This window comes from Haloplanus sp. GDY1, from assembly GCF_023703775.1.
Classification (GTDB): Archaea; Halobacteriota; Halobacteria; order Halobacteriales; family Haloferacaceae; genus Haloplanus; species Haloplanus halophilus.
In genome coordinates this window covers 1162606-1189134 of the sequence record NZ_CP098514.1, presented here as the reverse complement: position 1 = coordinate 1189134, position 26529 = coordinate 1162606, and the positions used below count along the sequence as shown (strand labels likewise).

32 protein-coding genes are annotated in these 26529 nt (G+C 70.6%); 19 read left to right on the top strand and 13 right to left on the bottom strand.

The annotated features are described in order from the left end of the window. The first annotated feature begins 188 nt into the window (after window positions 1-188). From NBT67_RS06415 to NBT67_RS06405, 3 genes are all read left to right on the top strand, one after another. On the top strand, window positions 189-1175 hold the full coding sequence (locus NBT67_RS06415) for a calcium/sodium antiporter (protein ID WP_251344019.1): 987 nt from the start codon (window positions 189-191) through the stop codon (window positions 1173-1175). 384 nt (window positions 1176-1559) lie between these two features. Beyond that, on the top strand, window positions 1560-1802 hold the full coding sequence (locus NBT67_RS06410; RefSeq protein WP_251344018.1) for an AbrB/MazE/SpoVT family DNA-binding domain-containing protein: 243 nt from the start codon (window positions 1560-1562) through the stop codon (window positions 1800-1802). Further along, window positions 1799-2185: a PIN domain-containing protein gene (locus NBT67_RS06405; protein ID WP_251344017.1), complete on the top strand. Its 387-nt coding sequence runs from the start codon at window positions 1799-1801 to the stop codon at window positions 2183-2185. Before NBT67_RS06410 ends, NBT67_RS06405 begins: the two co-directional genes overlap by 4 nt. 55 nt (window positions 2186-2240) lie before the next feature. Here NBT67_RS06405 and NBT67_RS06400 read toward each other — a convergent pair whose 3' ends face one another. The 4 genes from NBT67_RS06400 to NBT67_RS06385 are packed head-to-tail and all read right to left on the bottom strand — an operon-like array spanning window position 2241 to window position 5170. Continuing rightward, complete coding sequence (locus NBT67_RS06400; protein WP_251344016.1) at window positions 2241-2528, bottom strand: chorismate mutase; 288 nt, start codon at window positions 2526-2528, stop codon at window positions 2241-2243. Next, window positions 2525-3421: a shikimate kinase gene (locus NBT67_RS06395; RefSeq protein ID WP_251344015.1), complete on the bottom strand. Its 897-nt coding sequence runs from the start codon at window positions 3419-3421 to the stop codon at window positions 2525-2527. The genes NBT67_RS06400 and NBT67_RS06395 overlap by 4 nt, the downstream gene beginning before the upstream one ends. A gap of 38 nt (window positions 3422-3459) precedes the next feature. Beyond that, window positions 3460-3951, bottom strand: a complete 492-nt coding sequence (locus NBT67_RS06390) for a hypothetical protein (RefSeq protein ID WP_251344014.1) — start codon at window positions 3949-3951, stop codon at window positions 3460-3462. Between the two features lies 1 nt (window position 3952). Beyond that, window positions 3953-5170, bottom strand: a complete 1218-nt coding sequence (locus NBT67_RS06385) for a hypothetical protein (protein WP_251344013.1) — start codon at window positions 5168-5170, stop codon at window positions 3953-3955. Between the two features lie 108 nt (window positions 5171-5278). Between NBT67_RS06385 and nth the strand changes: the two genes are divergently transcribed. Continuing rightward, a complete protein-coding gene (gene nth / locus NBT67_RS06380; RefSeq protein WP_251344012.1) occupies window positions 5279-5965 on the top strand; it encodes an endonuclease III in 687 nt (228 codons plus the stop codon). On the opposite strand, the gene NBT67_RS06375 is transcribed toward nth, so the two are convergent. Continuing rightward, window positions 5962-6441, bottom strand: coding sequence for a DUF7321 family protein (locus NBT67_RS06375; protein ID WP_251344011.1), 480 nt, complete (start codon window positions 6439-6441; stop codon window positions 5962-5964). The genes nth and NBT67_RS06375 overlap by 4 nt on opposite strands. A gap of 89 nt (window positions 6442-6530) precedes the next feature. Here NBT67_RS06375 and NBT67_RS06370 point away from each other — a divergent pair, with 89 nt between their 5' ends. Genes NBT67_RS06370 through NBT67_RS06340 form a run of 7 tightly spaced genes read left to right on the top strand, consistent with a single transcriptional unit; the run spans window position 6531 to window position 10732 of the window. Then, window positions 6531-7388 carry a DUF7319 domain-containing protein gene (locus NBT67_RS06370; RefSeq protein ID WP_251344010.1) on the top strand — a complete coding sequence of 286 codons (858 nt, stop codon included), beginning with the start codon at window positions 6531-6533 and terminating at the stop codon, window positions 7386-7388. 54 nt (window positions 7389-7442) lie between these two features. Continuing rightward, window positions 7443-8087, top strand: coding sequence for a halocyanin domain-containing protein (locus NBT67_RS06365; RefSeq protein WP_251344009.1), 645 nt, complete (start codon window positions 7443-7445; stop codon window positions 8085-8087). Continuing rightward, window positions 8088-8474, top strand: coding sequence for a DUF7318 family protein (locus NBT67_RS06360; RefSeq protein WP_251344008.1), 387 nt, complete (start codon window positions 8088-8090; stop codon window positions 8472-8474). 2 nt (window positions 8475-8476) lie between these two features. Continuing rightward, entirely contained in the window at window positions 8477-9271 is a 795-nt protein-coding gene (locus tag NBT67_RS06355; RefSeq protein ID WP_251344007.1) for a cytochrome b, read from the top strand. 2 nt (window positions 9272-9273) lie between these two features. Further along, entirely contained in the window at window positions 9274-10047 is a 774-nt protein-coding gene (locus NBT67_RS06350) for a cytochrome b family protein (protein ID WP_251344006.1), read from the top strand. A gap of 12 nt (window positions 10048-10059) precedes the next feature. Next, on the top strand, window positions 10060-10458 hold the full coding sequence (locus tag NBT67_RS06345; RefSeq protein WP_251344005.1) for a DUF7315 family membrane protein: 399 nt from the start codon (window positions 10060-10062) through the stop codon (window positions 10456-10458). Next, window positions 10451-10732 carry a DUF7314 family protein gene (locus NBT67_RS06340; protein ID WP_251344004.1) on the top strand — a complete coding sequence of 94 codons (282 nt, stop codon included), beginning with the start codon at window positions 10451-10453 and terminating at the stop codon, window positions 10730-10732. The genes NBT67_RS06345 and NBT67_RS06340 overlap by 8 nt, the downstream gene beginning before the upstream one ends. 107 nt (window positions 10733-10839) lie before the next feature. Here NBT67_RS06340 and NBT67_RS06335 read toward each other — a convergent pair whose 3' ends face one another. The 3 genes from NBT67_RS06335 to NBT67_RS06325 all read right to left on the bottom strand — a co-directional run bounded on the left by NBT67_RS06335 (window position 10840) and on the right by NBT67_RS06325 (window position 13452). Continuing rightward, entirely contained in the window at window positions 10840-11280 is a 441-nt protein-coding gene (locus tag NBT67_RS06335) for a DUF7313 family protein (protein WP_251344003.1), read from the bottom strand. 41 nt (window positions 11281-11321) lie between these two features. Further along, a complete protein-coding gene (locus tag NBT67_RS06330; protein WP_251344002.1) occupies window positions 11322-12059 on the bottom strand; it encodes an NAD(+)/NADH kinase in 738 nt (245 codons plus the stop codon). A gap of 97 nt (window positions 12060-12156) precedes the next feature. Continuing rightward, window positions 12157-13452, bottom strand: coding sequence for a M20/M25/M40 family metallo-hydrolase (locus NBT67_RS06325; protein WP_251344001.1), 1296 nt, complete (start codon window positions 13450-13452; stop codon window positions 12157-12159). A 167-nt stretch (window positions 13453-13619) separates the two neighbouring features. Between NBT67_RS06325 and NBT67_RS06320 the strand changes: the two genes are divergently transcribed. Then, window positions 13620-14786 carry a thiolase domain-containing protein gene (locus NBT67_RS06320; RefSeq protein WP_251344000.1) on the top strand — a complete coding sequence of 389 codons (1167 nt, stop codon included), beginning with the start codon at window positions 13620-13622 and terminating at the stop codon, window positions 14784-14786. Further along, a complete protein-coding gene (locus tag NBT67_RS06315) occupies window positions 14783-15157 on the top strand; it encodes a Zn-ribbon domain-containing OB-fold protein (protein ID WP_251343999.1) in 375 nt (124 codons plus the stop codon). The genes NBT67_RS06320 and NBT67_RS06315 overlap by 4 nt, the downstream gene beginning before the upstream one ends. Here NBT67_RS06315 and NBT67_RS06310 read toward each other — a convergent pair. Beyond that, window positions 15150-16073, bottom strand: a complete 924-nt coding sequence (locus tag NBT67_RS06310) for an alpha/beta fold hydrolase (protein WP_251343998.1) — start codon at window positions 16071-16073, stop codon at window positions 15150-15152. The genes NBT67_RS06315 and NBT67_RS06310 overlap by 8 nt on opposite strands. A gap of 106 nt (window positions 16074-16179) precedes the next feature. On the opposite strand from NBT67_RS06310, the gene NBT67_RS06305 reads away from it, so the two are divergent. Together NBT67_RS06305 and NBT67_RS06300 are read left to right on the top strand one after the other, a co-directional pair. Next, entirely contained in the window at window positions 16180-18213 is a 2034-nt protein-coding gene (locus tag NBT67_RS06305; protein WP_251343997.1) for a hydantoinase/oxoprolinase family protein, read from the top strand. Beyond that, entirely contained in the window at window positions 18210-19898 is a 1689-nt protein-coding gene (locus NBT67_RS06300; protein WP_251343996.1) for a hydantoinase B/oxoprolinase family protein, read from the top strand. Before NBT67_RS06305 ends, NBT67_RS06300 begins: the two co-directional genes overlap by 4 nt. Here the strand turns inward: NBT67_RS06300 and NBT67_RS06295 are convergent. Together NBT67_RS06295 and NBT67_RS06290 are read right to left on the bottom strand one after the other, a co-directional pair. Continuing rightward, on the bottom strand, window positions 19892-20557 hold the full coding sequence (locus tag NBT67_RS06295; RefSeq protein ID WP_251343995.1) for an RAD55 family ATPase: 666 nt from the start codon (window positions 20555-20557) through the stop codon (window positions 19892-19894). The two genes, NBT67_RS06300 and NBT67_RS06295, sit on opposite strands and share 7 nt — an antisense overlap. Next, complete coding sequence (locus NBT67_RS06290) at window positions 20550-21152, bottom strand: response regulator (RefSeq protein WP_251343994.1); 603 nt, start codon at window positions 21150-21152, stop codon at window positions 20550-20552. The genes NBT67_RS06295 and NBT67_RS06290 overlap by 8 nt, the downstream gene beginning before the upstream one ends. A gap of 95 nt (window positions 21153-21247) precedes the next feature. Here NBT67_RS06290 and NBT67_RS06285 point away from each other — a divergent pair, with 95 nt between their 5' ends. Continuing rightward, window positions 21248-22039, top strand: a complete 792-nt coding sequence (locus tag NBT67_RS06285) for a BtpA/SgcQ family protein (protein ID WP_251343993.1) — start codon at window positions 21248-21250, stop codon at window positions 22037-22039. Here NBT67_RS06285 and NBT67_RS06280 read toward each other — a convergent pair. After that, window positions 22036-23220: an NAD(P)/FAD-dependent oxidoreductase gene (locus tag NBT67_RS06280; RefSeq protein WP_251343992.1), complete on the bottom strand. Its 1185-nt coding sequence runs from the start codon at window positions 23218-23220 to the stop codon at window positions 22036-22038. The two genes, NBT67_RS06285 and NBT67_RS06280, sit on opposite strands and share 4 nt — an antisense overlap. 81 nt (window positions 23221-23301) lie before the next feature. On the opposite strand from NBT67_RS06280, the gene NBT67_RS06275 reads away from it, so the two are divergent. After that, window positions 23302-23832, top strand: coding sequence for a hypothetical protein (locus NBT67_RS06275; protein ID WP_251343990.1), 531 nt, complete (start codon window positions 23302-23304; stop codon window positions 23830-23832). Here the strand turns inward: NBT67_RS06275 and mvaD are convergent. Beyond that, the gene (gene mvaD, locus NBT67_RS06270) at window positions 23829-24797 is read right to left on the bottom strand and encodes a phosphomevalonate decarboxylase MvaD (protein ID WP_251343988.1); all 969 of its coding nucleotides are present in this window, start codon (window positions 24795-24797) and stop codon (window positions 23829-23831) included. The genes NBT67_RS06275 and mvaD overlap by 4 nt on opposite strands. 97 nt (window positions 24798-24894) lie before the next feature. Between mvaD and NBT67_RS06265 the strand changes: the two genes are divergently transcribed. Continuing rightward, on the top strand, window positions 24895-25794 hold the full coding sequence (locus NBT67_RS06265; RefSeq protein ID WP_251343986.1) for a hypothetical protein: 900 nt from the start codon (window positions 24895-24897) through the stop codon (window positions 25792-25794). Window positions 25795-25856: 62 nt separating this feature from the next. Further along, window positions 25857-26477, top strand: a complete 621-nt coding sequence (locus NBT67_RS06260) for a DUF655 domain-containing protein (protein WP_251343985.1) — start codon at window positions 25857-25859, stop codon at window positions 26475-26477. Window positions 26478-26529: the final 52 nt, after the last annotated feature.

Genomic DNA, 26529 nt, shown 5'->3' with positions numbered 1-26529 from the left:
TCCGTTCAGGTGGCGACCGGTGTCGCCGAGACGGCAGGAATCGCCGCTCTTTCGACGAACCCCCCGATACCGACGCCGGTCCGTCACCTCGGCTAGTTGGACGGCACCGTGGTTCAGTAGTCCGCCGTCGAACGTGACCCACACTGGCTACCCAACTTTGATTGACGGACCCGCAGTAGACTGGTGTGATGGTCCGGGTCGGTCCGATCGTTCAACTCGGCGTGATTCTTCTCTCGGTACTTGGTCTGTGGATCGGCGCACGCCTCCTGGTCGATGCGGTCGTGCGGTTGGCCCGACGGTTCGGACTCTCGGATCTCACGATCGGGCTGACGATCGTCGCGATGGGAACGTCGACACCGGAGCTCGCGGTTTCGGTCGACGCTGCGCTCAAAGGGGCGGGCGATATCGCGGTCGCAAACGTCCTCGGATCGAACATCTACAATCTGGCGTTTATCCTGGGCGTGATCTCCCTGTTGAAGGTGATCCCGATCGCCGAATCCCTCGTCCATCGCGACGGCATCGCTCTACTGGGGAGCACGCTCGCCGGTGGAATCGCGGTTTTCGATCTTCGGGTTACGCGGCTCGAAGGCGTCCTCCTGACGGGAGTGTTCGTCGCCTATACGGGCTATCTACTCCGCGCCAGCCAGTCGACGTCGACGGGATCCACCACGCAGGCATCGGGGGACGGCGGGGTGGACAGCTCCGTGACCGAACGTATCCCTTTCCGTGGGCGTGATTTCGGACTGCTCCTGGGTGGCTTAGCGCTGGTGCTGGTGAGTGGCGACTACATGGTGGTTGCTGCTTCGGGGTTGGCCCGCGGCGTCGGTATCTCCGAGTGGGTGATCGGCGGGACGATCGTCGCAGCGGGAACGTCGACACCGGAGTTCGCCGTCTCGCTGGTGGCGATCCAGCGGGGGAGCCGCGGCGTCTCGGTCGGCAACATCGTCGGCAGCAACATATACAACCTCACGGGAATCCTGGGCGTCGCAGCGGTGATTCGTCCGCTCGTAGCAAGGGGGCTGGCGCTGGAGACGTTGGCGTGGGTGGCTGGAGTTTCCCTCCTGATGGTGGCCGCCCTGTGGACGAAACGGGAACTCTCCCGGACGGAAGGAGCCCTGTTTACCGCCTCCGAAATTGTTCGGTGGATTCTGGGTATCCTTGGACTGGTCGGATAGCCTCCTCCCGTGGACTCACCCTCGGTGAGGGAACACGGCCTTCGTCGGGGGAGGATGTCAGATACGGGCAATACCGACCGAGTAGCGGTTCCCCACTCGGAAGCGGATTCTCGGACTGGACCGGGCGTCGAGCGAAGCGACTTCCGGAACACGTCCGTAGGCGAGACGGTGACTGAGGCTGCCGATTTTCCCTTGTTCCACCTCGTTCAGGTGAATAACTCCATCATACGATCCTCTGAATCAAACTATAACGTGGTACCGAAATCTAATCGAACGCCAGGCGGCGTCGATATCGCCCGTACCGCGAAGTCGAACAAACTGTAGCGTGGTGCCGATTCCTGATTGGTGGAAAGATTTTTCGACTGTGCCACTGAACACTCGTCTATGTCAGCAGAGACGGACAAGCAGGGTCGCCTCTACATCCCCAAAGAGGTACGAGAAAAGTACGGGGAACGGTACCACATCGTGACCTACGAGGATAGAATCGAACTCATTCCGGTCGCAGACGACCCGCTCGCGGCTGTCCGCGCAGCGGCAGGCGAACTCCGGGATGCCTCCGTCGAGGAGATACGAGAGGACATCGAGGACGAGGCGAAGGCGGAAGCGCGTAGTGAGGGCGGTAGATGACGGTGTACGTCGAGACGGACTTTCTTCTCGCCCTCGCGAAAGACACCGATTGGCTACAGGAGTCGGCGGAAGCCGCGCTCGACGAACACGAGGTCGAAACGTCGGCGCTCTCGTATCTCGAACTCGTCCTTGCCCGAGAACGCTACGAGTTCGATTACGTTCCGCTCGTGGCCAATTTGCTCGAACTCGTCCCCGTCCGTGACGAGGAGGAGAAGCAAGTGGTGCTGAAAGCTATCAACTACTACGAGGAAGGAATGACGCCGTTCGACGCGTTTCACGCGGCGACCGCGGAGACGCGAGGGATGGACGCACTCTCGTCGGAGAAAGATTACGACGGCATCGAGGTCGAACGGGTCCCCCTCGAACCGACCGACGAGGAGTGACGTTCACGTGCGCTGGATCCAGTCTTCTAAATACGTTCCGAAGGCGTGTTTCATGCTACCTCTTGTCACGCTGCTCGACCTTGTTCAACTCGATGAGCAGGCGGAAGATGGCCTTCACCAGGTTCGCGTCCACGTCGAAGGTCTCGGCGTTCTCGCCGGCGCGCTCCATCACGCGGTCCTCCTGTGACTCGTCGGTCGTCGGGAGGCCCCGCTGTTCTTTCACCTCGGCGACCGTGCCCGCGACGTAGGTCCGGCGGGCGATGAGTTCGACGAGTTCGCGGTCGATCTCCTCGATCTCCTCGCGGAGTTCCTCCAGCGACATCTCCTCGGTCGCGTCGCTCATTCGATCACCCGTGCGCCGTCCGTTCGTGTCGTCGTCATCCATGTGTCACCCTCCCGTTGACTCCAGCGTTCGCGAACCCGCTCCAGTTCGGCCCGCTCGCCGACGGCGACGACGCTCGGGCCGGTCCCCGAGAGCGAGACGCCGGCGGCGTGAGGCATCGCCTCCACCGCCGGATCGGTCGGGAAGCCGAGGGCGGCGGAGAAGGCCAGTCCGTTGACGGTCATGGCCGCGCCGTAGCGACCGTCGAGCGCCAGGTCGGCGACGAGACGTGCCATCGGCGCCACCCGCGCACAGCGCTCGACGTCGGCGTCGGCGCTGAACGCCCGCTCCGCGGGCGTCCAGACGAGGACGTCCCACTCGACGGCCTCGCGTGCGAGGAGGTCGTCCGCCTCGTTGTCGGTGACGGTGACGCCGCCGAGCATGCTCGCGCTCGCGTCGTCGAACGCGCCGGTGACGGTGACGCCGGCGTCGCGGGCCGCCCGGACGCCGATCCGGCAGGCCTCCTCGCGACCGATGCCGTCGGGCTCCTCGCCGTCATCTTCCGAGGAGCGTGGCTCCGCGACAGTCACGTCCAGCGCCGACAGCGTCGCGAGCACCGTCGCGTTCGCGGCGGCGCTCGAACTCTTCAGGCCCGCGGCCATCGGCACCTCGCTCTCGGTGCGGACGTGTCCGCCCTGTCCGTCGCCGAACCGCTCGACGACGCGCTCGACGCAGCGACGGATCAGCCGGGTGTCGCCGTCCGGCGCGCCAGCGATGTCGCCGGTGACGTCGCCGGTGTCGTCGAGTTCGATCCGGGCGGTCGTCTCCGCATCGATGGCAAAGGCCGACCCCACGCCCGTCGCCAGGGCGTTGAGGACCGTGCCCGCCCCGAGTGCGGCGGCCTCGCCGTACATATCGAACTCCGCGCGGAGCGGACAGTTATGCCTGCCGGTTACCGGACGAACCGGGAGCCGAGGAGGCCCGCGACGCCGCCCGTGGCCGCGGTGGCGACCCCCGAGAGCAGGAGGGGTCCGACGGCGCCGGCGAGCGCGTAGGTCTGACCGGTCCCCGGCCCGGACAGGAGGGAGATGCCGGCGAGGCCCGCCCCCGCCATGACGAAGAAGCCGACGAGGGCGCCGGCGGCGGCGACGAGGCCGCCGGTGCCGGCGTCGGCGAAGCGCGACCCCGAGAGGAGACCGAGGGCCGCGGCGACGACGGGGCCGGCGAAAAACAGCGTCACCGTGGTCTGGAACGTCGAGAGCGCGAGGAAGACGGGGCCGAACGTCGTCGGGTCGGCGCCGGTCGCCGCGGTGACGAACTGCGTCCGTGCCCACCTGGAGACGACGAACCCGACGACGCCGAGGGCGACGCCCACCGCGGCGAACGCGCCGACGATCAGGCCGACCTGCCGGCGCGCCGAGGGCAGGGCCGAGTGTCGGGACACGTCAGGGTCTCCACAGCCACAGCCGATCCAGGGGATCGGTCCAGTCGACGCGCTCCTCCCACGCGACTTCCGAGGGGGCGGCGACGAGGACGTACGGCCCTGCCTGGATCAGGAAGGCGTAGGTGACGTCGCCGCCGGCCTCGTAGTACACCCGGTGCCATCGGTCGCGGCCGAAGGAGTAGGCCCCCTCCCTGCTCACCGCCGTGTCGAACAGGGCGTCGACGGCCGCCCCCGCCGCCGACACGTCGGCGTAGCGCTGGACGAACAGCGGCGTGCGGTCGTACTCGAGGGGGTCGAAGTCCGTCGGCTGATCCGCCACCTCCGGAATCGCGTAGCTCACCACGTACGCGAACCCGGTTCGGCCGGTCGCCTCGCCGACGGCGTCGAAGTGGGTGCGCTGGCGAGCCAGCAGTTCTCGCCCCTCGTTCTCGTCGCCGCCGGCGTCGTCGCCGAACGGCTCGCGCTCGATGTACCGCGGGCCGCTGTAGGCGTAGCCCGCGTACCCGGTCGAGTGATGGAGTTCGAACAGTCCCGGGTCCGCTTCCTCGTCGTCCCCGTTCTCGTCCTCGTCTTCCGGGTCGAGCGTGTCGTCGTGGAGGTGCCGGTAGAGTCGGGCGTCGATCTGTCGGTCCGAGAGGACGCGGCGGACGAACAGGTCGCTCCGGATCCCGCGGAGGTACTCGTAGAGCCGTTCGAGTTCCACGTCGATGCGGTCCAGGTCCCCCCGCCTGCCGAACCGGCGAACCGTCGCGATGTGGGCGTCGATCTCCTCGCGCATCTGTCCGGGGATCCCGAAGTGCCCGCCGAGTTCCTCCCGCGCCGTCGCGACTGCCCGGTCGGTCGCCCGGCGGACGAGTTGGAGGCTGCCGGCGTCGAACTCGGCGGCGTCCCGCACCCGCTGGACGGTCGCCATGGCGTTACCGAGGACGCGCTGGTAGGTCGCTATCGAGGCGTCGTAGTCGGTCGCGAACCACTCGATGCCGCCGTACACCCGCTCGACCTCGGTCGCCAACTGCCGGTTCGGCACCGTCGGTTCGGCCTGCTGTGGCGCCTCCTCCCCCTCGTCGACCGCCGGCGTCGTCTCGGCGTCGACGAGCGGTTCGTCCGCGGCCGTCCCGGTCGACGTCTCGGGGTAGGCGACGTTCGAGCGGCCGGTCGACAGGCACCCACTGAGCCCGACCGCCGTCCCGGCCAGTAGTGCCCGACGCGTCCACTGCATGGGCGCGTCAATGGACCCACCCGGTAAATAATGTGCGGCCCGGGAATCAGCCGTGAGAAGGCGGCGCGGGCCGACACACTCAACCGGGACCGCTCCCGAGCGCGAGTCATGGGTACGCCACTGGAGTCACGCGAGGCGCAGGCCGCCGAGGTGCTGGATCGGCTGTACGACGAGTATCCCGACGCGACCATCTCGCTTTCCTACTCGAACCGGCTGGAACTGCTCGTCGCGGTCGTCCTCTCGGCGCAGTGTACGGACGAGCGGGTCAACGAGGTCACGGCCGACCTCTTCGAGAAGTACACCTCGGCCGCCGACTACGCCGCGGCCGACGAGTCGGAACTCGCCGACGACATCTACGGCATCACCTTCCACAACAACAAGGCCGGCTACCTGACGTCCATCGGCGAGACCCTCGTCGCGGAACACGACGGCGAGGTGCCCGACACGATGGAGGAGTTGACGGCGCTCTCGGGGGTCGGCCGGAAGACGGCGAACGTGGTCCTCCAGCACGGACACGACGTGGTCGAGGGCATCGTCGTCGACACGCACGTGAAGCGTCTCTCCCGTCGCCTCGGGCTCACGACCGAGGAGACGCCCGAGCGGATCGAGGCGGACCTGATGGACCTCGTGCCCGAATCCGACTGGCAACAGCTCACCCACCTGCTCATCAGCCACGGGCGGGCGACCTGCGACGCGCGGAATCCGGACTGCGACGACTGTGTCCTCGAGGACGTCTGTCCCTCCTCGAAGCTGGATTCGGCGGTCGACCGCGCGAGCGGCGAGGCGTGGAACTAGAGGACGTGTAACTGGACGTAGCGGACGACGCCGACGAGGTAGGCACCCAGCCAGAAGAGCACGTAGCCGAAGACGCCGATGCGCAGGCGCCCGCGCCACGCGCTCATGTTCTCGTGGAGGTCGTTCAGGTCGACGTCGGGGTCGGGGTCGCGATAGAGGTCCGCCGCGTACTTCGCCTGGAAGATGCGGACGATGCCCGTCAGGGCGAACGCGAGCATCGCGTAGGCCTGGAGGCCCAGCACCGCGTGGAGGACCGCGAGGCCGCCGAACTGGTCGGGGAGTCGCGGCGCCATCCACCCCACCACGGGGACCGTCGTCAGCACCAGGCCGACGACGATGTACTTCAGGTGGCGGGTCAACACGTCCCACGTCACCGTCTCGTTGTCGAGGATGATCCAGGCGCCGTAGAGGTAGAACGGGAGGCTCGCGGTCACCGCGAGGCCGGCCAGCGTCGCCACCGTCGCGTCGCGTACCATCGTCGAGGGTTGGGATGCGGCCGTTAAAACGGACCCGACTCGGGGGCGAGGTCGGAAAGCGTATGCCGCTGTGGGTCCAATTCGACCCGATGGCTGAACCGTCACCGTCGTCGACCGACGGGAGGGAGGACGCGTCGGCCACGCCCCCGGCCGACGCGGCCGAATCGGACGCCGATACCGACGTCGAGGCCCTCCGTCGCGAAGTCGAGGAGAAGTACGACTTCGAGGACTTCGGCCCGAGCGACATGGCGGAGATGAGCGCCGAGGAGTGGGAGGCGGCGTTCGATCCCGAGACGTGGATCGTCGGCCCGGAACTGCTCGACCGGGTGGAGGCCGACCTCAAGAGCCGGATCGCCACCCGCGAGGTGTTCGCGGTCCTCGAACGCTTCGAGGACGGGGGCGAGGAGAAACTGGTCGCCTACTCCGACGAGGGGTACGCCATCGTCGGCCCCGACGGGAGCGTCGAGGGGCGCGGAACGGTGGTTCGGGACGTGAAGCCGACCGTGGCCCTGTGTTCGATGGACTCCTACGAGGTGCCCGACGCCCCCGAGGACGTCTCCCTGCCGGCGCCGGAGGAGGTGCCGGAGGGGACCGGCCAACTCGGGAACAACCTCCTCCAGGTGGTCGCGCTCGCCCAGCTCCTGACCGGGGTCGGGCTGATCGGCGTCTGGCTGCTCACCGATCGCATCCCCACGCCGGGCGGGTACGTCAACCTCGTTCCGCCCGTCGTCGGGCTCGTCTTCGTCGCCCTCGGGGTCTTCCTCTTCGCCGTCGTCGCCAACGCCCGGCTCTCGGATCGCTTCCGGGCCGAGGAGTTCCGGGGCCGGCTGCGTGCCGCGGGCGTCGAGGACGGCGAGCGCCCCGACTTCCTGCCGCCGCTGGAGGGGGACGACGCGTCCGAACCGGCGTCCCCCGAGGCGGACGAATCGCGCGACGATCCGGACTGACGGGCGGTGGGGAGTCGGTGGGTTTAAGCGCGTTCCATCCTCAGCTTCGACCGTATGAAGAGGCGGGACTTCCTGAGAGTGGCCGGTGGGTCCGCCGCCGTCGGAACGGCCGCCGCCACGGCGACGCCGGCCGCCGCGCAGCCGTCGTTCGACGGCTGGATGAGCGACGTGGGCAACTACAGCGAGGTTGCCGACGCGACCGGACAGGACGAGGTGACGGTTTCGGTGGGTGCACAGGGCAACGGCGGTGCCTACGCGTTCGAGCCCGCGGCCGTCCAGGTCGACCCCGGGACGACGGTCGTCTGGGAGTGGACGGGCGAGGGCCAGTCGCACAACGTCGTCGCCGAGGAGGGCGGTGACTTCGAGAGCGAACTCACCGCCGATGCCGGCTTCACGTTCGAACACACCTTCGAATCCGAGGGCGTCGCAAAGTACTTCTGTCAGCCCCACCGCGCGCTCGGGATGAAAGGCGTAGTCGTCGTCGGCTCCCTCCCCGATTCGGGCGGTGGCGGCGGTGGCGGTGGCGGCGGCGGTGGCGGTGGTGGTGGCGAAGTCGACCTCCACACGCTCGGCGTCCCGATTCAGGCCCACTGGGTGGGCGGCGCGACGATACTCGGCATCATCGTCTCGCTCGTCTTCACCTTCTACGTCCTGAAGTACGGCGAGTCACCGAACACAGGTACCGGGAGAGGAGAGTAAATGTCATCGAGTGGAAGCACTTACGGCGACATTCACCGATACGAACCGGCCCGCGAGAGCACTGCCGCGGCCATCGCCATCGTCCTCCTGACGGTCATCGAGGTGGTGTTCGTGTTCATGTTCGCCTACGGCCTCGTGAGCGGGTGGGGCCTGAGCGAGACGGGCAACATGTTCCTGGGTGCCATCCTGGCCGTCATCTTCGTCGACCTCGCGTTCGTCCTCGCGCTGTACCGCAAGGAGTTCCTCCCCGACGTCGTCATCGTCAAGAAGCGGCGTCGCAAGTGGGAGGACCTCTACATCCGTGAGGAGGACGTGGACGGCGAGACGCTCGGCGACGGGGCGTGGGACACCGTCAAACGCGCAGTGTACCCGTACTACAAGCGATAAGCATGAGTCTGGAAAAGAAAGACGAGATGGACCACAAGGGGTGGATGAAGCGGAAGGATCTGACGCCCGTGGAGACCACCTTCCTGACGGCACTCATCTGGATGGACAAGCGGATCCGGCTCGTCGACTATCTGGAGCTGCTGGAGAACCTGTACTACAAGGTCAACCTCCAGATGCCGAAGAGCCACACGGAACAGTACGATCTGGACAACAAGTTCTGGTACTGGTACCCGCTGTACGCGCTGGGGTCGTTCTCGACGCTGGCGTACGTCGTCGCGGCGGTGTCCGGCGCCCTGCTGGGCTTCTACTACGCCCCGGCGCAGACCGGCGATCCGAGTACGGCGTACAACTCGATCACGTTCATCATGACCGACCTCCAGTTCGGGTTCATGCTGCGATCCATCCACCGGTGGTCCGCACAGGTGATGGTCGCGGCCGTGTTCCTCCACATGCTCCGCGTCTACTTCACGGGCGCGTACAAGGAACCGCGCGAACTCAACTGGCTGCTGGGCATCGTCCTCATCAGCCTGACGATGGTGTTCGGGTACACGGGCTACCTGCTCCCGTGGGACCAACTGGCCTTCTGGGCCGGCCAGATCGGGGTCGAGATGTCGCTCTCGATCCCGTTGGCCGGTGAGTGGATCGCCCAACTGCTGTTCGGCGGGTTCACACTCAGCCAGGCGACGCTCCAGCGGATGTACATCCTGCACGTGTTCCTGCTCCCGTTCGTCGTGACGGCGCTGATCGCCATCCACATCGGCATCGTCTGGGTGCAGGGCATCGCGGAACCCCACTAACCATGAGCGAGACAGACACCGACACGGACGACGAGACGCGAACCGACGGCGGCAGTCCGGGCATCGTCGCCCCGGACGACGAGACGCCGACGTGGCGCGAGCGCAAGGAACGGACGACGGGCCTCTCGCGGCTCACCTACGAGTACTTCGAGCGCGCGCGGCGCGAGGACCAGGACCTGCGCACGGAGTCGGATTACGTCGAACGCGACGTGCTCGCCTTCCCGACCTGGCCCCACGAGACGGTGCGGAACCTCTCCATCGCGGCCTTCTTCACCGGGATGATCTTCTTCCTCTCCGCGATGATGCCGCCGCACATCGGCGCGCCCGCGAACCCGAGTTCGACGCCGGCGATCATCCTGCCCGACTGGTATCTCTACTGGTCGTTCGGCCTGCTGAAACTCGGTCCGCTGAACCCCGATCTCGCCATCCTCGGCGGGTCGAAGCTCACCGCCGACCGCACCTACGGCGTGCTGGCGAACGTCGTCGTCGTGGGCGTCATCGCCATCGTCCCCTTCCTGAACAAGGGGTCGGCGCGGCGCCCGGTCGAGCAGCCGTTCTGGTCGGCCGTCGGCGTCGGCGGCGTCGTCTTCGCGCTGACCATCAGCCTGCTGGCGGTCAAGAACCTGATGCCGATGGACGTCAACCTGCTGTTCGACCTGACGTTCCTCCTCCCCATCGTCGCGGCGACGGTCACCTACGCCGTCCTCAAGACGATGCGCGAGGGGTACATGTACGACCTCAACCGTCGGTACTACCGGCTCCGGCCGCCGAAGTAACGCCGACGGCCGATGACCCCTCCTCCGGACGACGCCGACGACGCGAGCCGTGATTCCGTCGAGAGCGACGGCTCGACCGCGGACGGCCACCGCGACGTGGTCGTCCCGATGCGTCTCTACAAGACGATCACGGTCTTCTCGACGCTGATCGCCGTCGTCGGCGTCGTCGTCGGCTTCGTGTTGCTGGACGCCGCGACCATCCGCCTCAGCCTCCTGCGTCGCCTCGTGGTCGGACTGTTCCGGGCCGTCGGCGTCGTCCCCCCGTCGACGCTCCTGAGTGGGGCTCTCGCCGTCGCCGGCCTCGCGTCCATCGCGTTCGGCGCGGGCGTGTACGTCCTCGGGACGCGCTTTCGCGCCCGCGGAATGGGAAACCCTCAAGAGGACGCCGACGAATCGTCGAACGATGGCTGACGAATTCATCAAGGGGCTCGGCATCTTCACCGGGGCCGGCCTCGGCTGGCTCGTGCTCGCGGGCTGGTACCGCACGCCGAGTTTCGAGAGTACCCGACAGCTCGTGAGTCCGGTGTCGCCGAATCCGGCGAACGCGGACCTGTTCAACCTGCTGGCCATCGGCCTGATGGACGTGTTGTTCTGGTTCGCGCTCCTCGGGCCGCTGGCGTTCTGGGTGCTGCTCCCGGCAGCCAGACAGGCACGCAAGGCCGTCGACGACCGCCGCAACGCCTGAAGAACCGTCCCTTCTCCGCGCCGCTCCCGGTTCGTCGAACCGCCGGCGTTCCCCTTCGCCCTCACCCGTCGCTGACGGGGCCGTCCTGACCGAGAACGAGCGTCGGGCTAGACGATGGCGTTCCAGAGGGGCTCGACGAAGACGAACAGGCTCTGGTAGCCCGCGTACAGGAGGGCGAGCACCGACGCCGCGACGGCGCCTTTGGGCCGCTCGAACGTCATGTCGTTCCGGGCCTCGACCTGCCGGGACTCGAACTCGAAGAAGTCCGTCAGGAACAGGCCGACGGCGATGACCGACATGACCATCCCGCCGTGGGGTTCGACGATCAGGAACGCGAGCGAGGCGAGGACGAGCGCGACCGTCGACAGCGAGTGCGGCAGGTACCGACTCAGTTCATCGGCGCCGTCCTCGACCTGTTCGGCGTGGACGGAGTGCGCTCGAATCCGCGTGAGCATGTTCACCACCACCAGCGCCAGCACCACGTGCGCGATGTACGGTTCGAGCGCGTCGAGGGCGCCGACCGGGACGACGAACTGTAGCGGTTGCATACTTCGAACTGGGCCGGTGACTCATTAGAAGTTTTCCGTTCCTACCGGCGGCCGGGAGTCAGCACGTCGAGCGACCCGACGCGCTCGACCCGGAGGTCGGTCCCGGCGTCGACGGTGGCTCGCCGGACCCCGTCGGCGAACAGCGCTACCGCCCCCTCGCGCTCCACGGAGAGGCCGAGTCCCGCCGCCGCGTCGACCACGTGTCGGTCGGGCGACGTCGAGAACGGCGCGATCGGGGCGACGGCGAGGCCGGTGCCGGCTTCGAGGACGGCCCCGCCCGCGGCGGCGGCGTAGCCGTCGCTTCCCATCGGCGTCGCGACGACGACGCCGTCGGCCCGGATCGACCCGAGGTCGGTCCCGCCCGCCGCGAGGCCGTACTCGGAGATGCTCGCGGGAGCGGCGGTCACGAGAGCGACGTCGCGAACCGCGCGGGCGACGACGCGGCCGTCGCGGTGGACGCCGACGACGGGGTGTGCCTCGCGGCCGCCGTCGCCCGCGACGAGCGACGCGAGGGCACCGTCCAGTTCCGCCCGTGCGACGAGGTGTCGCCCGCCCTCGGCGGTCACGGGCAGGACGGGCGCCGCGGGCGGGTCGGTGACGGTCGACCGGATGGCGTCGTCACCGACGGCGACGACGGCGTCGACCGGTCGGTCGCCGTCCTCGGCGACGGCCGAGGCACCGGCGACGCCGACCGACCCCGCGGCAGTCTCGTCCGCCCCTCTGACGGCGACGTTCACCGTCGCCTCCCGGCCCGGTGGGGGTGTGGTCCCTCCCGGCATCGCGTCCGCTCCATGCGACGTACGTCGATCCACGACGGTAAAAAGCCCCCACGCTTCGTGGCGACTGTCGTACCCCCGCGACGAGCGAGGCGCCCCGTCAGAACGGCCAGTCGCCGGTCGCCCGCATGCCCGCGGCCAGGTTCTCGGCCTCGAGGGCGGCGGCGACGGCCTCGGGGTCCCGGCGGTCGATCCGGTCGGCGTCCGCGAGTTCGGCGACGACGCCCGTCACGATGATCGCCCCCTCGCGGAGCGTCCGGCGTTCGAGCTTGTCGAGCGTGTCGGCGGCGGTGTGACCCCAGCCACGCCCCCGGTCGCCGTCGTCGCTCGACACCAGCAGCCCGGGCATTCCGCGGGCGACGAAGGGCCAGTGGTCGCTGTGGGGATGCTGTGTCGGGCGGACGGAGATGGGGTGGCCGAAGCGGTCGGCGACCCCCTCGACCGCCGCGTCGAGGGCGTCGACGCCGCCCGTGTACCACTGGAGGGTCCGGCCGCGACAGACGCCGTCGCAGTTGACGACCGCCTGCACGGTTTCGGGGTCGACGCGCTCGGCCTCCCGCTTCGACCCCCGGAGGCCGACCTCCTCGGCGCCGAAGCAGACGATCCGGACCCGGCGAGAGAGGTCGCCCCGGTCGACGAGTGCGCGCGCGACTTCGAGGACGGTGGCCGTCCCGGCGGCGTTGTCGACGGCGCCCTCGGCGATGTCGTGGGCGTCGACGTGGCTGGTGAGGTAGACGGCACGGTCGGTGGCCGGCCCCACGTCGGCGCGGACGACGCCGCTCTCGGCCGCGGGCGTCTCGCAGTCGACCCGGACGGTGACCGCCTCGCCCTCGTGGCGGCGGACGAGCCGCAGCCCCGCCTCGCGGCTGACGCCGACGGCGGGGACGGGACCGATCGGCGACGCGTCGGTGCCGACGCTGCCCGTCGGCGCGAGACAGCCCGGGGTGTGGTTGCGGAAGACGAAGGCGGCGGCTCCGGCCTCGACGGCGCGGTAGTACTTCTCCCGCCGGTGGACGAAGCGGTCGTAGTGGTCGGGGACCGTCGCCGAGACGACGACCACCGCACCCTCCAGGTCGGCCTCGAAGTCGGCGGGCAGGCCGTCGCCGCAGTCGACGAGGCGGCCGGTCGCCGCCCCGGCGGGACTCCGGGGCAGGGCGATGGGGTCGACGTCGCCCGACGGCGTCTCGATCCGGCTCGACCCCCGGACCCACCCCTGCACGTCGAAGGGCTCGACGCTCGCGTTCCGGGCGCCGACGTCCGCGAGGGCGTCGCGGGTGGCGTCCAGTGCCTCGCGCTCGCCGGGGCTCCCGGCCATCCGATTCCCGATGTCGACCAGTCGCTCCAGGTGCGACCACCCGACGTCGCTCGTGAACGTCTCGCCGATCCAGCCGTTCATGGCCCCTCCTGTCCGCCCGAGCGACTAACGGTTTCGGTCGGCGACCCGGGGACACGTCGAACGTCGATCGGATTGGTGACAGTCGTCGAACCTCAAACCGCCGATTCCGGGGGGTAGAAGCGCCGCATCCGGCAGGTCTTTATCCGCTCGTCCGCCTATAACACGCCATGACTGGCGTTCGAGTCGCCGGCGTCGGATTGACGCAGTTTGGGCGACAGCCCGAGCGCACGGGCCGCGACCTGTTCGCGGAGGCGGCGCTCGCGGCCCGCGAGGAGTCCGGGGTCCCCAGCGACGACATCGAGGAACTCAACTACGGGAACTTCATGGGCTCGCTCGCCGAGCGACAGGGCCACCAGGCGCCGCTCATGGCGGAGATGGTCGGGCTGGACTGTCCGGCGACCCGGTACGAGGAGGCGTGTGCCTCCGCCGGGGTGGCGGTGCGTGAGGCCGTCCGGAGCGTCCGCTCCGGCGAAAACGACGTGGTGCTCGCCGGCGGCTGTGAGCGCATGACGAACCTCTCGACGGCCGACGTGACCGAGGGACTGGCGACCGCCGCCGACGAACTGTACGAGATCAGGGCGGGGATCACCTTCCCCGGCGCGTACGCGCTGATGGCGCGGGCGTACTTCGAGCAGTACGGCGGCGACCGGGAGGACCTCGCCCACGTCGCGGTGAAGAACCACGACAACGCCCTCCCCAACGAGTACGCCCAGTTCCACCGCGCGATCACCGTCGACGAGGTGCTGGACGCGCCGATGGTGTCCGATCCGGTCGGCCTGCTGGACGCCTGTCCGGTGACCGACGGCGCGAGCGCGCTCGTCCTCGTCAGCGACGAGTACGCCGCCGACCACGACCTCGACGCGCCCGTGTCGATCACGGGGACCGGCCAGGGCGGCGACAACCTCGCCCTGCAGGACCGCGAGGACCTCGCGGTCACGCCGGCGACGGAGCGCGCGGCGACGGAGGCCTACGCCGACGCCGGCCGCGATCCGGACGACGTGGACGTCGTCGAGGTGCACGACTGCTTCACCATCGCCGAGGTGCTGGCCCTGGAGGGGCTGGGCTTCTACGAGGCGGGCGAGGGCATCGGCGCGGCGCGACGCGGCGAGACGACCGCGACGGGCGAGCGCCCGGTGAACCTCTCGGGCGGCCTGAAGGCCAAGGGCCACCCGGTCGGCGCCACCGGCGGCAGTCAGGTCGTCGAGATGACGCGTCTCCTCCGTGGCGACCACCCGAACAGCGACCACGTCGAGGACGCGACGGTCGGCCTGACGCACAACGCGGGTGGGACCGTCGCCTCCGCCGTGGTTCACGTTCTGGAGGTGGACCGATGACCGACGCGGGTTACGACGAGTGGCTCGACGCCGTCGACGACGGCGAGGGCTACTACCTCCGCTGTCCGGAGGGTCACGGCTCGCTCCCCCCGCGGCGGGTCTGTCCCCACTGCGGGTCGACCGACCTCGGCCGCGAGTCGCTGCCCACGACCGGGACGGTCGAGACGTACACCGTCTGTTACGTCGGCGGTCCGGACTTCGAGGACGAGGAGCCCTACGCGACGGCCATCGCGGACTTCGGCGACGTCCGCCTCACGGGCGTCGTCCGCGGCGTCGACCCCGAGGACGTCGCCGTCGGGACGGTGGTCGAACCGACCGTCGGCACCAACCGGACGACCGGCGACGACCTGCTGGTGTTGCGGGCTAGATAGCCCCGCGAACCGTCTCGACGAACGCGGCCGGATACTCGACGTGGGGCAGGAGTTTGGCGTGATCGAACACGACGAGCCGCGCGTCGGCCTCGTCGGCCAGGTCGCGCCCCCGGGAGAGCGGCGGCAGCGTCGCGTCCCGGCCCCAGACGATCGTCACGGGGACCTCGGCCTCGCGGAGCGCAGCCCCGAGGTCGATCGTCGAGTTGCAGTGGCCGGCGACGAAGGAGGCGACGGCGAAGCGGGCGTTCTCCTGGTGGGTGGTGCGCCACTGGTAGTCGGTCCACGCCGCGGAGGCCGCGTCGGGGTCGGCGTAGGCGTGATCGGCGTTGAAGTAGCGGATCGACGGCCTGGACACCAGGGCGTCGAAGAGGGCGGTCCCCACGACCGGCGCGCGGAGGAGTTCCCGAAGCCACGCCTTCGGCGGGTCGGGGCCGGCGACGGTCGTCGGACAGATCAGGACGAGCGAGTCGGCGTCGGCGCCCCGGTTCAGGGCGCGGGCGACGTACGCCCCCGAGAGCGACGAGGCGACGACGGCGGGGGCGTCGAACTCGCCGAGGAAGTCGGCGACGAAGTCCTCGTAGAGCGCCGCGGAGTAGCGAAGCGGGGGGCGGTCCGAGCGGCCGAACCCCGGGAGGTCGGGCGCGACCACGTGGTGGATCTCCGCGAGCGTGCCGAAGATCTCGCGGAACTCGCCGCTCGATCCGGCGGCGTTGATGCCGTGCAGGAGGAGGAGGTCGGGGTCGTCCGGGTCGCCCGCCTCCGCGTAGGCGACGTCCATCCCGCGCCAGCGATACGTCCGCTCGGTCGCGTCGAGGGCGGGTTCGAGTTCGCCCGCCGCGTCCCGGAGGAGGCGGTCGGCCACGGCGGCCGCGGCACCCAGCCCCGCGACGGCGGTTCCGAGGCGTCTGAGCTTCATACTCGACCCTGGGGCGCCGTGGCCTTATACCCCGGCCGCGTCCCGGAGTTCCCCGGCCGTCCCGACCGGGACGTGGGTTTATGAATCGCCCTTCCCTGCTCCCGGTATGGAAACCGACGTCCGTGTCGGCGTCGACGTCGGCGGCACGTTCACCGACGTGGTCGTCGCCGACGCCGACGGGATCACGATGCTGAAGGTACCGTCGACGCCGGACGCGCCGGATCGGGGCGTCCTCGACGGACTCGACGCCGCGGGCGAGGACGCCGGCCTCGATCCCGAGGCCGTCGACTTCTTCGCCCACGGGACGACCGTCGCCACGAACGCCCTCCTCGAACGCGAGTGGGCGGCGACGGCGCTGGTGACGACCGCGGGCTTCCGGGACGCGGTCGAGATCGGCCGGCAGACCCGGCCGAGCCTGTACGACCTGGGCGCGGAGAAACCCTCGCCGGTCGTCCCCCGCGACCGTCGGTTCGAGGTGCCGGAGCGCCTCGACCGCCGGGGCGACGTCGTCGAACCGCTCGACGAGGCGGCCGCCCGCGAGGTGGCCCGGGCCGTCGCCGACGCCGACGTCGAGAGCGTCGCCGTCTGCTTTCTCTTCGCCTTCGAGGACGCGTCCCACGAGCGCCGGATGGCCGAGATCCTCCGCGAGGAGGGCGTCGACTGCGAGTGTTCGCTGTCGAGCGACGTGCTGCCGGAGATCCGGGAGTACGAGCGCACGCTGGCGACGACGATCAACGCCGCGCTCAAGCCGGTGATGAACCGGTATCTGGGTCGACTGGCGGCGGGCATCGACGACGCCGGCGTCCCCGCGGCGATGCGAGTGATGCAGTCGAACGGCGGCGTCGCCTCCGCGAGCGCCGCGCGCGAGCGCCCGGTGAACACGCTGCTCTCGGGGCCGGCGGCGGGCGTCCGGGGCGCGTCCCACGTCGCCGGCGAGGCGGGCTTCGACGACGTGCTCACGATGGACATGGGCGGCACCTCGTGTGACGTGTCGCTGGTGCGGGACGGCGACCCCGTCGTCACGACGGAGGGGACGGTCGGCGAGTATCCGGTCACCGTCCCCATGGTCGACGTCCACACCATCGGCGCGGGCGGGGGCTCCATCGCGTGGGTCGACGAGGGCGGGAGCCTCCGGGTCGGTCCGCGGTCGGCCGGCGCCGACCCCGGGCCGATCTGTTACGGCCGCGGCGGGACCGAGCCGACGGTCACGGACGCCCACCTGTTGCTCGGGCGGATCGACCCCGGCGTCTTCTTCGAGGGGAGCGCCGACGAGTCGACCGTCCGCGAGGCGGTCCGGGAGCGCCTGGCCGAGCCGCTGGATCTGAGCGTCGAGGCGGCCGCACAGGGGATCCTCGAGGTCGCCAACGCGAACATGGAGCGCGCCCTGCGCGTGGTGTCGGTCGAGCGGGGGCACGACCCCCGGGACTTCTCGCTTGTCGCCTACGGCGGCGCCGGGCCGCTCCACGCCGCGGAACTCGCCGCCGAACTCGACGTGCCACGCGTGGTGGTCCCGCGGTCGGCCGGCGTCCTCTCGGCGCTCGGCCTCCTCATCAGCGACGTGGTGTACGAGGACGGCGTCTCGACGGTGCGGCCCTGGGCCGAGGTGGAGCCCGCGACCCTGACCGAGCGATTCGAGGCGCTGGCCGCTGACCGTCGGGCGCGCCTCGCTGACGAGGGCTACCCGCCCGAGCGCCGGCGGTTCGAGCGCGCGGTCGACCTGCGCTACCGCGGCCAGTCCTTCGACCTCCGGATCCCGCTGCCGGACGGGGACCTCGACGGCGACGACCTCTCGGCCGTCGCCGACCGCTTCCACGAGCGCCACGAGCGACGGTACGGCCACGCCTCGCCGGACGAACCGGTCGAACTCGTCACGGTCCGCCTGCGCTCGCGCGGCGTCGTCGACCCGCCGGCGCTGTCGATGGCGGAGGGGGGGACGGCCGACCCCGACCCTCGGACGACGCGGCGGGCGTCGTTCGCCGACGACCGCCACGAGACGCCGGTCTACGACCGCTCGACGCTCGCCACGGGGGCGGCGTTCGACGGCCCGGCGATCGTCGAGGGCGTCGAGAGCACGGCCGTCGTCCCGCCGGGAGCGGAAGCGAGCGTCGACGACCTTGGCAACGTGGTGATCGAGCCATGACCGACGTCGATCCGGTCACCCTGGAGGTCCTCCGCAACGCCTGCGTCGCCGTCGCCGAGGAGATGAACGCGACGCTCGTCCGGACCAGTTACTCCCCGAACATCAAGGACCGCCGGGACTGCTCGTGTGCCCTGTTCGACGTCGGTGGCGAGGACGCGACCGCCGAGATGATCAGCCAGGCCGAGAACATCCCGGTCCACCTGGGCGCGATGCCGTACTCCGTGGCGGCGGCCATCGAGGCGTTCCCGCCCGCGGACCTGGCGGACGGCGACGCCATCCTGCTCAACGATCCGTTCCACGGCGGCGCCCACCTGCCGGACATGACGCTCGTGACGCCCGTCTTCGTCGAGGGCGACCTCGTCGCCGTCGCGGCCAACCGCGCCCACCACGCCGACGTGGGCGGTGGACGGGCGGGGAGCGTCGCCGCCGATTCGACCGAGATCTACCAGGAGGGGCTGCGGGTCCCGCCGGTGAAACTCTACGACGGCGGCGATCCCGTCGAGGACACCTTCGACCTCCTCCTGACGAACGTGCGAACGCCGGACGAGCGCCGCGGCGACTTCCGCGCCCAGCGGGCGGCCAACCGGACGGCCGTCGAACGGGTCCGGGACCTGGCCGCGCGCCACGGCCTCGACACCCTGCGCGCGGCGACGACGGAGATCAAGGCCTACGCCGAGCGCCGGATGCGGAGCGAGATCGCGGACCTGCCGGACGGCACCGTCGAGTTCGAGGACTACCTCGACGACGACGGCCAGGGCCACGAGGACCTCCTGATCGCCGTCTCGGTGACGGTCGACGGCGACGAACTCGTCGTCGACTTCGAGGGGACGAGCGAGCAGGTCGCGGGCGCGATCAACGCCCCCCTCGCGGTGACCGCGTCCGCGACGTACTACGCGGTGCGCTGCGTGACCGACCCGGACGTGCCGCCGAACGCGGGGACCTACCGGCCCATCGACATCCGGGCGCCCGAGGGGACGGTCGTCAACGCCCGCCCCCCGGCGGCCGTGGTCGGCGGCAACCTCGAAATCTCCCAGCGGGTGACTGACGCCCTCCTCGGGGCGTTCGGCTCCGAGGCGCCCGAACGCTCCGTCGCGGCCGCCCAGGGGACGATGAACAGCGTCACCTTCGGCGGCACGGATCGGGCCGGCGAGCCCTTCGCCTTCTACGAGACGGTCGGCGGCGGCTACGGCGGCCGGGCCGGCGCCGACGGGATGGACGGCGTCCACGCCCACATGAGCAACACGCTCAACACTCCGGCGGAGGTGCTGGAGACGGTCTATCCCCTCCGCGTCCGGCGCTACGAGTACCGCCCGGACTCGGGCGGCGCGGGCGAGTTCCGCGGCGGCCTCGGCCTCCGTCGCGACATCGAGGTGTTGACCGACGACGTCGCCTTCAGCCTGCTCGCGGACCGGCGTCGTCACCCGCCGTACGGCCTCGCCGGCGGCGGTTCCGGGGCGACCGGCGAGGACTACCTGCTCCGCGACGGCGAGACGGAGCCCATCCCGGGGAAGTCGACCCACGACCTCGACGCCGGCGACGTGGTGAGCGTCCGGACGCCCGGCGGCGGCGGGTACGGCGACCCGGCGGCGCGCGACCCCGAGGCCGTCGCTCGCGACCTGCGTCTCGGAACGCTGTCGGCGGCGGCGGCCCGCGAGGCGTACGGCCTCGACCCCGAGGATCAGTAGGGGAACGCCGTCCACTCGGGGGCGACGTCCGGGAGGCCGCGCGCCCGGACCTCTCGGTCGCCGTCCTCCTCGCGGAGTTCGATGGCGGCGTCGAAGATGGAGGTGACGACGTTGACGAAGCGATCCTCGTGTGTCGTGGGGTCGATGCTGTAGACGCCGAGGTAGCCGGCCGCGCTCGTCCGTCGGGAGAGGACGTGGAGAAAGGAGAAGGCGCGCTCGGCGTCGACGTACTGGAGGAGCGTCGAGATGGAGAGAAAGCCAAGACGGAGGCGGGGCGGGCTCCCCATCTCCTCGACGGCCTTCGTGAACGCGACGCCCATGCCGGTGAGGTCGGCCGGCGAGGAGACCCGGTGGACGTCGGCTTCGTCGTCGCCGGGCGCCCCGGAAGCGTCGACGACGCGGAACGTCGACGGGTCGAACTCGACGCCGCGGTCCGCGAACTGCGTGTGGATGCGCGGCGCCGGGTCGTCGGTCGTCATCACGACGATGGGGTCGGCCGCCGTCGCGTCGGGGGCGAGGAGGTCGAACACCAGCTGGCGCTTGCCCGACATCGCGGGGCCGGAGACCAGGAGGTTCGTTCCCGGATCCAGGTCGTCGATGCCGAGCGGCAGGCCACCGGTCAGCGGATACCCGTCCGCCCGGGCGTCGCCCTCAGCCATCGGAGCCCTCCTCGACGGGCACCGATTCGTCGATGGCTCGCAGCGTGGCGACGAAGCGGGCGTCGTCCGTGTACCCCTCGGCCTCGGACTCGATCGTCCGCTCGAGCGTCTCGATTCGGGCCTCCAGGTCGGCGTACGCCTCGCTCCGGTCGAGTTCGTACGTCGCCTTGCTCTCCCGAAGGGCCTCGCGTTTCGCCAGCAGAGTGTGATACTCCCGGACGTGCTCGGCGTGTCGGTTCAGCGCGATCAGGTCGTCGATGGTCGACCGGAGTTCGTCGTAGCTCGTCGGTTTGGTGATGTAGTCGTCGAACCCCATATCGAGGATGTCGAAATCGGGATCGACCGCGGTCACCATCGCCACGCGAACCCCGACGTCACGCTGCCGGATGCGGTCGAGCACCTCCCCACCGGAGACGCCGGGCATCAACCGGTCGAGCAACACGACGTCGACCGATTCGTCGAGTTCGTCGAGTGCCTCCTCGCCGTCGTACGCCTCGCGGGTGTCGTACGCCTCCTCGAGATATCGACGGTACGTGCGGACGACGTCCCGGTCGTCGTCGACGATGAGCACCGTTCCCCCCTCGGTCGTGGTCATGCTCCGATCTACCTCTAGTCCCGCGTCGACGACAATTAAACCCCCCTGTCGCAGGAGGCGGAAGGTTTTGCATCGGCGGCGCCCACTCCCCTCCGATGACCGACCTTCCACGGATCGTCGGCATGGTTCACCTGCCGTCCCTGCCGGGCGCGCCGGGATTCGACGGGGATCGCGGGGCGATTCGCCGCCGCGTCCGCGCCGACGCGCGGGCCCTCGCCGACGGCGGCGTCGACGGCCTGATCGTCGAGAACTTCGGCGACGCTCCCTTCCACCCCGACGACGTCCCCGAACACGTCGTGGCCTCGATGACCGACCTGACGGGGCTCGTCCGCCGCGAGGTGGACTGCCGGGTCGGCGTGAACGTCCTCCGGAACGACGCGACGGCGGCGGTGTCGGTGGCGGCCGCGGCCGGCGCCGACTTCGTCCGCGTCAACGTCCACACCGGCGCGCGCGTCACGGACCAGGGAGTGATCGAGGGGCGCGCCAACGAGACGCTGCGCCTGCGTGACCGCCTCGACGCCGACGTGTCGATCCTCGCCGACACGGGGGTGAAACACTCGGCGCCGCTCGGCGGAGCGAGCGGGGAGCGCGGTGTCGCGGGCGACGGCGTCGACGACCTGGTCGACCGCGGCCTCGCCGACGGCGTGATCGTCAGCGGCCCCCGGACCGGCGAGGCGGTCGAGACGGATCGCCTCGAGGCGGTCGCCGAGCGGTGTGCCGAGCGCGGCGTGCCGCTGTACGTGGGCAGCGGCGTCACGCCCGAGACGGCCCCGGAACTGCTCTCCGTGGCCGACGGCGTGATCGTCGGGACGGCGCTGAAACGCGGCGGCGAGACGACCGCGCCGGTCGAGGAGGCGCGGGTCAGACGCCTCGTCGACGCCGCCTAACGCAGTTCCTCCCGGGCGAGTTCGACCGCCCGGGTGACCGCGCCGACCGAGGAGAGGTGACCGGCGCCCACGGTGGCCTTCATCGCCCGCGCGGGCGCCCCCCGGAGCACCTTCGGCCCGACCTTCGCGACGGCGTCGTCGCCGACGGAGACGATCCAGCCGGGAACCTCGAAGCGGAACGGCTCCAGACGGGGGGCGAAGTCGTCGGCGCCGTCGCGGGCGGCCCGCACGAGGCGGTCGAGGTTGGTCGCGACCGTTCGGGCCTCGCGGATGGCTGCCGCCGCGCTCGCGGGGACGGCCTCCCCGTCGGCGTCGACCACCTTCGCGGCGTCGCCGACGGCGAACGTGCGCGCGTCGAGTCTGAGGTCGCCACGCACCGTCGGCCGGTCGCCGTCCAGGGCCTCCGGGCCGCGGATGCCGCCGGTCCAGACGAACGTGTCGTAGGGCACCGTCCGGTCGTCGAGTTCCACCGCGTCGCCCGTCGCGCCCGTCACCTGCGCACCGGTGTGGACCGTCACGCCGGCCGATTCGAGGGCGTCGCGAACGGCCGACCGGAACGCCGCGGGGAAGGCGGGCGCGACCGACTCCAGCCGTTCGAGGACGGTCACCTCGACGTCGGCGCCCCGCTCGTCGGCGAGCGCAGCCAGTTCGCCCGCGACCTGGACGCCCGAGAGGCCGGCGCCGCCGACGACCGCTCGCCCGCCCGCCTCGCAGGTGTCGAGGAAGTCCTCACGGAGCCGGCGGGCGTGGGCCAGTCGCTTGAGCGGGAGCCCGTGGTCCCGGACGCCCGGGAGGTCGTAGAAGGCCGTCTCGGCGCCGAGACAGACCGCCGCGTAGTCGTAGTCGAGGGCGCCCGTCCGGCTCCCCGCGGCCCGTGGCTCCTCGCTGTCTTCCGCGGAGCGCGGCTCCCCGCCCTCCCCCAGGTGGATCCGCCGGGCGTCGCGGTCGATCCGCTCGACCCGGCCCCGCCGAACGGTCGCCCGGGAGAGGGCGTCGTCGAGGGGGACGGTGATGGCGTCGGCCACCGCGGGCCGGCGGACGACCCGGTGGAGTTCGTGCTGGACGAGGTGGGTGTCGGACTCGTCGACGACGACGATGTCGGCCGCGTCCGGGAGCGTGGATTCGAGGCGGCGAGCGAGTGTCAGGCCGGCGTACCCGGCACCGAGAACGGCGACGCGCATACCCGGGGGTTGGACCCCACGGCAAAGAAGGGTCGCCCGGCGAGCCGAGAGTTAAGTGCGAGCGTGCCGACGGCCGAACGGATGGGTGTCGAAGGGTTCGTCTGCTGGACGGCACGCACGATCGAGGACCGAACCGAGTTGCGACGCGTCCTGACCGCGCAGTTGCCCTCGGGGCTCGGTGCGCTTCGGGACGCCCGCGAGGCGGGACTGCTGGACGGGACGACCCCGACGGCGGCGGGGCTGGCCGCGGCCCAGGAGTTCGCCGACCGGAGCGGCCTACCGATGGCCGGGCCGACGGACGCCATCGCGGACTTCGGGGTGTTGCTCGAGGGCCTGCTGGCGGCCGAAGACGAGCGACGGGCCTTCGTCGCCGACGCGGTTCCGGAGGGGTTCGACCGCGTCACACCCTCGATCGACCGCTTCGATCGGGAGTACCACACGGTCAACGTGGCCCGGGAGTACCCCTCCGGTGCCGAGGTGGAACTCAACTACCGGTCGCGCGACCCGAGCCACCCGGGGGAGGAGAAACCCAACCGGTCGAGTGCGATCCTGTGGCTGCGCGGGGGAACCGATCGGACCTACGAACACCGAGCCGAGTGGACCGAGGGCTAGAACAGCGCGTCTGACTCCGGACGCACCTCGGCGGGGCCGCCGACCTCCCACACCTCGGTCTCGACGCCGCAGTCGGCGACGGCCGACTCGACGCGGTCGACGTGGTCGACCGTCGTGTTGACGTAGACGCTCGCGCCGGTGTCCGTCGAGAAGAAGACCGGCACGTCCTCCTTGCGGAGCGCCCGAACCGCGTTGAAGACGGCGATCGTCCGGGGTTGCCAGTACACCCAGCCGGCGGGGCCGGTCATCGTCGTCGCCGCGAGCGAGAGCGAGTCGTGTTCCGCGAGTTCGAACGCGCGCTCGAAGTCGGCGGTGCGGAGCGCGTCGCGCATCTCGACGATCTGTTCGTGGATGTGAGCCAGCCGCGCCTGGAACATGTGGCTGTCGGCGGCCTCCTCGTGGGCCTGTTCGGTCTCCTTGTAGGAGGGGACGAGCGCGGCGACGATCCGCAGGTCGTCCTCGAGGTCGGTCTCGATGCGCTCGGAGCGGCAGTCGTCGTCGTTGAGGCCGGCGTGGAGCTGGGAGAAGGCGCCGGTGACCGCCCGGGCCGCGGAGGAGGACCCGCGGCGGGCGATGGTCGAGATCTCGGGCCGCGAGAGGTCGAGCCCCGCGGCGGCCGAGAGCGCCGTGGCGGCCGCCGCGAAGCCGGAGGACGAGGACCCGAAGCCGACGTTCGACTGGAAGGAGTTCTCGCTCTCCAGGCGGACGGGAGCGTCGATGCCGGCGCGCTCGCGGACCTCGTCGACGACGGCGTCGATGCGCTCGGCGCCGCGCCCCCCGACGCGGTCGCCGTCGACGACGTACACGTCCTCGTCGGTCGCGCCGAACTCGGCGGTCGTGAGCGTCCGACTGGGCGCCGTACAGACGCTGATGCTGTCGTGATACGGGAGCCGCAGTTCGGGGTCGCGCATCCCGTGGTACTTCACGAGCCCCTGGATGGGGTGGGCCGTGGCGGTCGCCTTCATGCCCGAATGGGGGACGGACGGGCGGATAAACGTCCCGAAACGGGCGGCTGCACCCGGGCCGGGGCAAGTATAAGGCTCGCCGGTCCGACCGGTGGGTATGTCGCGGCTCTCCCGACGGCGACTGCTGGAGGCGGCGGGAGCGGCGGGCGTCCTGGCGCTGTCGGGGTGTGCCGCCGACGCCGACGACGAGGGGACGCCGACGCGAACGGCGACGGCCACCCCGACGCCCGAGCCGACGGTCACGCCCACGCCCACGCCCACGCCCACGCCCCGCCCCGCGCCGGACGAGACGCTCGGCTTCGAGGCGATGCTCGCGCGGACGCCCACCCACCCGGAGATGCCCGACGCGGCCTACGTGTGGGCGCGCCACCTGGACGCGGCGGACCTGCTCGGGAGCGTCGACGACGACACCGTCGGCCGCCGACTCCGCGAGGGGTGGCTCGGATCGGGGCCGCCGAAGTACACGGACTCCGACGCGTTCGAACTCGTCCACGTCCAGCCGGGCGGCCGCTCGAACGTGACGTTCGGCCGCGGCGACTTCTCCGCCGGGAGGGCGGTCGAGGGGATGGTCGACGACGGCTGGCGGCGACTGTCCGGCGGCGCCGAGGGCTACGACCTCCTCGAGTACGGGGGGTACGCGGCCGCCGTCGGTGAGCGCCGCTGGATCGTCGTGAGCGCGGCCGACGCCGCGCTGATCGCGTCGCTCACCGAGGCCGTCGCGGACGACCCGCTCGTCGACCACCTCGACGGCGTCGACCTGGCGGCGGTGCGGCGGGCGAGCGGGGAGCGCGGGAGCTACCACGTCGTCCAGCGGTCGGTGCCGGGCGACTACGCGGCCGGCATCGCCGTCGACTACGCGCCGTATCGGTATCCGATCGGCGTGTTACACCACGCGACCGGGCGGGACTCGCCGTCGTGGGAGCGGGTGGAGCGCCGCTTCGAGACGCGGATCGCGGGCGAACTCCGGGCCGCGGATTTCGGTGACGACTACGGATAGCCCCCGACGCCGGCGCCGTCTCGGCCGACGGTTTAAATAGTCGGTCGCCGTACAGTTCCCCTATGACGACCTCCGAGAGCGGAGAGACTGGCGTCGACGACGGCGCCGAAACCGCAGAGGAGGCGGAGCGGACCTTCGCGGTGGTCCTCGATCACCTGCCCCACGGGCGGCCCGACGACGACCGCCCCCAGTACAAGAAATCGCCGCTGGCGTACGCCCTCGGGGAGTCGGCGTTCCGGCTCCTCGAACTCACCCTCGGCGACGACGCGGACGTGAGCATCGGCGACCGTCTCGTGATCGATCCCGCCGAGGAGCGCGACCCCGTCGAGAGCGTGCGCGAGGTGGAGTACGACGACCTGTCGAACGCCGCTCACTCGGAACTGGAGTACGTCGTCGAGGAGATCGTCGACCGCCACGAGCGGCGGTTCGTCGACTTCTACAACGACGCCCAGCCGATCACCCTCCGACTGCACCAGCTGAACCTGCTGCCCGGCATCGGGAAGAAACTGCGCAACGACGTGCTCGACGAGCGCAAGCGTGCGCCGTTCGAGAGCTTCGCGGACCTGGAGGAGCGGATCGCCGGCCTCCACGATCCGAAGGGCGTCCTCGTCGACCGGATCCTGGAGGAGCTCCGGGACGAGGACCTCAAGTACCGGACGTTCGTGGGTGGGGAACCGGACTGACCGGCGAGACGGGGTCGTCAGCGCCGCCCTGGTCCCGGCCGGCGAAACGGGG